Source organism: Pseudomonas cyclaminis (assembly GCF_015163715.1).
In the GTDB taxonomy this organism is placed as follows: Bacteria; Pseudomonadota; Gammaproteobacteria; order Pseudomonadales; family Pseudomonadaceae; genus Aquipseudomonas; species Aquipseudomonas cyclaminis.
Map to the genome: position 1 here is coordinate 1 of NZ_JADDUM010000269.1, position 5,302 is coordinate 5,302.

5 protein-coding genes are annotated in these 5,302 nt (G+C 60.1%); 4 read left to right on the forward strand and 1 reads right to left on the reverse strand.

What is annotated here, in order from left to right:
- Positions 1–322: 322 nt before the first annotated feature.
- Complete coding sequence (locus IQK56_RS27720; protein WP_193901899.1) at positions 323–1,699, reverse strand: L-serine ammonia-lyase; 1,377 nt, start codon at positions 1,697–1,699, stop codon at positions 323–325.
- 4 nt (positions 1,700–1,703) lie between these two features.
- On the opposite strand from IQK56_RS27720, the gene IQK56_RS27725 reads away from it, so the two are divergent.
- From IQK56_RS27725 to choV, 4 genes are all read left to right on the forward strand, one after another.
- On the forward strand, positions 1,704–1,919 hold the full coding sequence (locus tag IQK56_RS27725; RefSeq protein WP_143522468.1) for a hypothetical protein: 216 nt from the start codon (positions 1,704–1,706) through the stop codon (positions 1,917–1,919).
- 196 nt (positions 1,920–2,115) lie between these two features.
- Positions 2,116–3,063: a choline ABC transporter substrate-binding protein gene (locus IQK56_RS27730; RefSeq protein WP_193901900.1), complete on the forward strand. Its 948-nt coding sequence runs from the start codon at positions 2,116–2,118 to the stop codon at positions 3,061–3,063.
- Between the two features lie 72 nt (positions 3,064–3,135).
- Positions 3,136–3,981 (forward strand): choline ABC transporter permease subunit, encoded by an 846-nt coding sequence (gene choW / locus IQK56_RS27735; RefSeq protein ID WP_010207125.1) that lies wholly within the window; start codon positions 3,136–3,138, stop codon positions 3,979–3,981.
- Positions 3,978–5,156, forward strand: a complete 1,179-nt coding sequence (gene choV, locus IQK56_RS27740; RefSeq protein ID WP_099585770.1) for a choline ABC transporter ATP-binding protein — start codon at positions 3,978–3,980, stop codon at positions 5,154–5,156. Before choW ends, choV begins: the two co-directional genes overlap by 4 nt.
- Positions 5,157–5,302: the final 146 nt, after the last annotated feature.

A 5,302-nucleotide genomic window follows, 5' to 3' on the forward strand; every position in this document is an offset into this window, starting at 1 on the left:
AGCTTGTGGGAAGGCGCTTTGAGGGCGTAGGAGAAGTCTGTCACCGCACGCGCAGGTGACGGGTGGTCGAGGGGGAAATCGTTCGCTGGCTACTTATCTGTTTGCGACGCGCTAAAAGGTGGCGCGTTGGGATGCTGGTGTTCACTTTATGAGCAGCGTTGTTTGAACTGCCGCTATCGGGGGCAAGCCCGCTCACCACAGGTTACTTTTTACCCTTGCGACTTCTTAACTGACCGGCATTAGGGCAGGCCCCCTCCCACACTTGACCGTTCACACATCAAAATGTGGGAGGGGGCTTGCCCCCGATGCAGGCGACTCGGTCTCAGCACTCCACCGCGCTGACCGCCAAGCCACCGCGCGATGTCTCTTTGTACTTGTCATGCATGTCCGCGCCGGTATCGCGCATGGTGCGGATCACCCGGTCCAGGGAGATAAAGTGCTGCCCATCGCCACGCAAGGCCATTTGCGCCGCGTTGATCGCTTTCACCGCCGCAATCGCGTTGCGCTCGATGCACGGGACTTGCACCAGGCCGCCCACCGGGTCGCAGGTCAGGCCGAGGTTGTGCTCCAGGCCGATTTCGGCGGCGTTGCACAGTTGTTCCGGCGTGGCGCCGAGGATCTCGGCCAGTCCGGCTGCGGCCATGGCACACGCGGAACCCACTTCACCCTGGCAGCCGACTTCGGCGCCGGATATCGAAGCGTTCTTCTTGCACAGAATCCCCACGGCCGCCGCGCTGAGCAGGTAGTCGACCACATTGGCTTCGGTGACTTCGTCGCTGAATTTCATGAAGTAGTGCAGCACGGCCGGAATAATCCCCGCCGCGCCGTTGGTGGGGGCGGTGACCATGCGACCACCGGCAGCGTTTTCTTCGTTGACCGCCAGGGCAAACAGGTTGACCCACTCCATGGCGCTCAAGGTCGAGCCGATCACATTGGGTTTGCCCAGCTCCTGCAAGCTGCGGTGCAACTTGGCCGCACGGCGACGCACATTGAGGCCCCCAGGCAGGATGCCTTCGTGCTTGAGGCCCTGTTCCACGCAGTCCTGCATGGCGCGCCAGAGTTTCATCAGGCCGCTGCGGATTTCTTCTTCGGAGCGCCAGACCTTTTCATTGTCCATCATCAATTGGGCGACGCGCAGGTTGTGGGTCTTGCACAGCTGCAACAGCTCCACCGCGCTGGAAAAATCATAGGGCAGCACGGTGCGGTCCATGTCCGCCACGCCGCTTTGCGCCTGGGCTTCGTCCACCACAAAACCGCCGCCGACCGAGTAATAAGTGTCGCGGTACAACTCGCCGTCATCGCCGGACACCACCAAGGTCATGGCGTTGGGGTGAAAGGGCAGGTTTTCGTCGAGCAGGCGCATGTCCCGCGCCCATACAAACGGCACCGGCAAACGCCCGTCCAGCAGCAGGGTGTCGGTTTCGCGCAGGGTGTGGATGCGCACGCCGATTTGCGCCGGATCGATCGCGTCCGGCCATTCGCCCATCAGGCCCATGATTGTGGCGGTGTCGCTGCCGTGGCCGATGCCGGTAGCCGATAACGAGCCGTAGAGCTGAACTTCGACGCGCCGTACTTGTTCCAACAATTCACGTTCACGCAGTGCCTGGACGAACAACGCCGCGGCGCGCATGGGGCCGACGGTGTGAGAACTCGAAGGCCCGATGCCGATCTTGAACAGGTCGAAAACGCTGATAGCCATTAACGTGAAACTCCTCGATAAGCACGGGCCGGGCTTGAACGAGCTGCTACGCTCAGATCGCCCAGATGGCGGCATCATCAAGGTTTTATCTGCCGTCACGGCGTCTCACACCGACGCACCCATGCTCACCAGCGTCGCCCGCGTGCGAACACCCGTTTTGGCCGTTTTCAGCGGTGCAGATGGGCAAAAACTGCGGTTTTACCTTGGGAAAAACCTGTAAGCGACGTCACCGACACTGGATACGACCCTCCCTGTACTGGATACGACGCCCCCTGTAGGCGTCAGATTTTCACTGGTACATGATCAGTCTCGACTCGTTTGCAAGGCACCGTGGCAGAGCCGTTGTCGCACGCTCCAACCGCAACACTTATAAAGCGCGGCGAAGGCCGCCAGAAAAAACACAGGAGTCTACCCAGATGAAAGGTTCACCCTCGTTGTTGTTGGCCGCCATGCTGAGTCTTCCCGTCATGGCGCACGCTGCAGAACCGGAACAGTGCAAGACCGTCAACTTCTCCGATGTCGGCTGGACCGACATCACCGTCACTACCGCGACCACCAGCGAAGTCCTCAAGGGCCTGGGCTACAAGCCGCGCACCACGATGATTTCGGTACCGGTGACTTACAAGTCCCTGGCCGACGGCAAGAACATGGACATCTTCCTCGGCAACTGGATGCCGACCATGGAAAACGACATCAAGCAGTACCGCGATGCCGGCACCGTGGAAACCGTGCGCGCCAACCTGGAGAACGCCAAATACACCTTGGCGGTCCCGCAGGCGCTGTACGACAACGGCCTGAAAGACTTCGCCGACATCGCCAAATTCAAGGAAGAGCTGGGCGGCAAGATCTATGGCATCGAGCCGGGTAACGACGGCAACCGCACCATCCAGACCCTGATCGACAAAGACGCCTTCGGCCTCAAGACCGCCGGTTTCAAAGTGGTCGAGTCCAGCGAAGCCGGCATGCTTTCCCAGGTTGAGCGCGCCTCCAAGCGCGACCAGGCCATCGTGTTCCTCGGCTGGGAACCGCACCCGATGAACACCCGCTTCAAGATGAAGTACCTGACCGGGGGTGACGATTCGTTCGGCCCCAACTACGGCCAGGCCACCATCTACACCAACGTCCGCAAGGGCTACACCCAGGAATGCAGCAACGTTGGCCAACTGCTGAAAAACCTGTCGTTCACCTTGAACATGGAAAGCACCCTGATGGGTAACGTCCTGGACGACAAGATGAAGCCCGATGCAGCGGCCAAGGCCTGGCTGAAGAAGAACCCGCAAGTCCTCGACACCTGGCTCGCCGGTGTCACCACCGTTGACGGCCAACCTGGCCTTGCTGCCGTAAAAGCATACCTCGACAAATAAGTAACGCCGTTGTCCCTGGGGCGGTGCGCTGCCCCGGGATGTTTCCCTCTTCGCATGTGGACATTCACTACCATGCTGACTGAACAGAAAATCCCACTAGGCCAGTACATCGCTGCCTTCGTCGAATGGTTGACCCAACACGGCGCCAACTACTTCGACGCAATCGCATCGACACTGGAAACGATGATCCACGGCGTGACGTTTGCGCTGACCTGGTTCAATCCGCTGGCATTGATCGGTCTGATTGCGCTGCTGGCTCACTTTATTCAACGTAAATGGGGACTGACTGTTTTTGTCATTGCCTCCTTCCTGCTGATCCTCAACCTGGGGTACTGGCAGGAAACCATGGAGACCCTGGCGCAGGTGCTGTTCGCCACCCTGGTCTGCGTGGTCATCGGCGTGCCGCTGGGCATTGTTGCCGCGCACAAACCGATGTTCTACACCATGATGCGGCCGGTGCTCGATCTGATGCAGACCGTACCGACCTTCGTCTACCTCATCCCTACCCTGACCCTCTTCGGGCTGGGTGTGGTGCCTGGGTTGATCTCCACGGTGGTCTTCGCGATTGCCGCGCCGATCCGCCTGACCTACCTGGGTATCCGTGATGTACCGCAAGAGTTGATGGACGCCGGCAAGGCCTTTGGCTGCTCGCGCCGTCAGTTGCTCTCGCGCATTGAACTGCCCCACGCCATGCCGAGCATTGCCGCCGGCATTACCCAATGCATCATGCTGTCGCTGTCGATGGTGGTGATCGCCGCGCTGGTCGGCGCCGATGGCCTCGGCAAGCCAGTGGTCAACGCGCTGAACACCGCCGACATCGCCCTGGGCTTTGAAGCGGGCCTGGCAATCGTGTTGCTGGCCATCATGCTCGACCGCATCTGCAAACAACCCGACGCCAAAGTAGGGGGTGATGCATGAGCATTATCCGATTCGACAATGTCGATGTGATCTTCTCCAAAGACCCACGCGAAGCCCTCAAGCTGCTGGACCAGGGCATGAGCCGTAACGAGATCCTGAAAAAGACCGGGCAGATCGTCGGCGTGGAAAAAGCCAGCCTGGATGTGCAGAAAGGCGAAATCTGCGTGCTGATGGGCCTGTCGGGCTCCGGCAAGTCGAGCCTGCTGCGCTGCATCAACGGCCTCAACACCGTCAGCCGTGGACAGCTGTTTGTAGAGCATGAAGGTCGCCAGATCGACATCGCCTCCTGCACCCCGGCCGAGCTGAAAATGATGCGCACCAAGCGCATCGCCATGGTGTTCCAGAAGTTCGCCCTGATGCCGTGGCTGACCGTGCGCGAAAACATCAGCTTCGGCCTGGAAATGCAGGGCCGCCCCGAGAAAGAACGGCGCAAGCTGGTGGACGAGAAACTTGAGCTGGTGGGCTTGACCCAGTGGCGCAACAAGAAACCGGACGAGCTGTCGGGCGGCATGCAACAGCGCGTCGGCCTGGCCCGCGCCTTGGCGATGGACGCCGACATCCTGCTGATGGATGAACCCTTCTCCGCCCTCGACCCGCTGATCCGCCAGGGTTTGCAGGACGAGTTGCTGGAGCTGCAACGCAAGCTGAGCAAGACCATCGTGTTCGTGAGTCACGACCTCGACGAGGCGCTCAAGCTGGGCAGCCGCATCGCGATCATGAAAGACGGCAAGATCATCCAGTACAGCGTGCCGGAAGAGATCGTACTCAACCCGGCGGACGACTATGTGCGCACCTTCGTCGCCCATACCAACCCACTGAACGTGCTGTGCGGCCGCAGCCTGATGCGCACGCTGGACAACTGCAAACGTGTGAACGGTTCGGTGTGCCTTGATCCGGGCGGCGACTCGTGGCTGGACCTGGCCGAAGGCAACACTATCCAGGGCGCTCGCCAGAATGGCGTGGTGATGAACCTGCAGAACTGGGCGCCGGGGCAAGCGGTTGAAGGTTTAGGCCGGGTGCCGACACTGGTGGACTCGAATATCGGCATGCGCGATGCGTTGCAGATTCGCTACCAGACGGGGAATAAGCTGGTGTTGCATGACAACAACAAGGTGGTGGGGATACTGGGTGACAGTGAGCTCTACCATGCCCTGCTGGGCAAGAACCTGGGCTAGCAAACACTGTAAAACCAACTGAAGAAACCGGGTCAATGTGGAGGGGCTTGCCCCCTCCCACATTTAAAGCACTGCCAGCACTTCAACTATCAGCTATAGACACGGCCAAGGAGCTGCCGATGGCTTTCAAACTGATCGAGCACGTC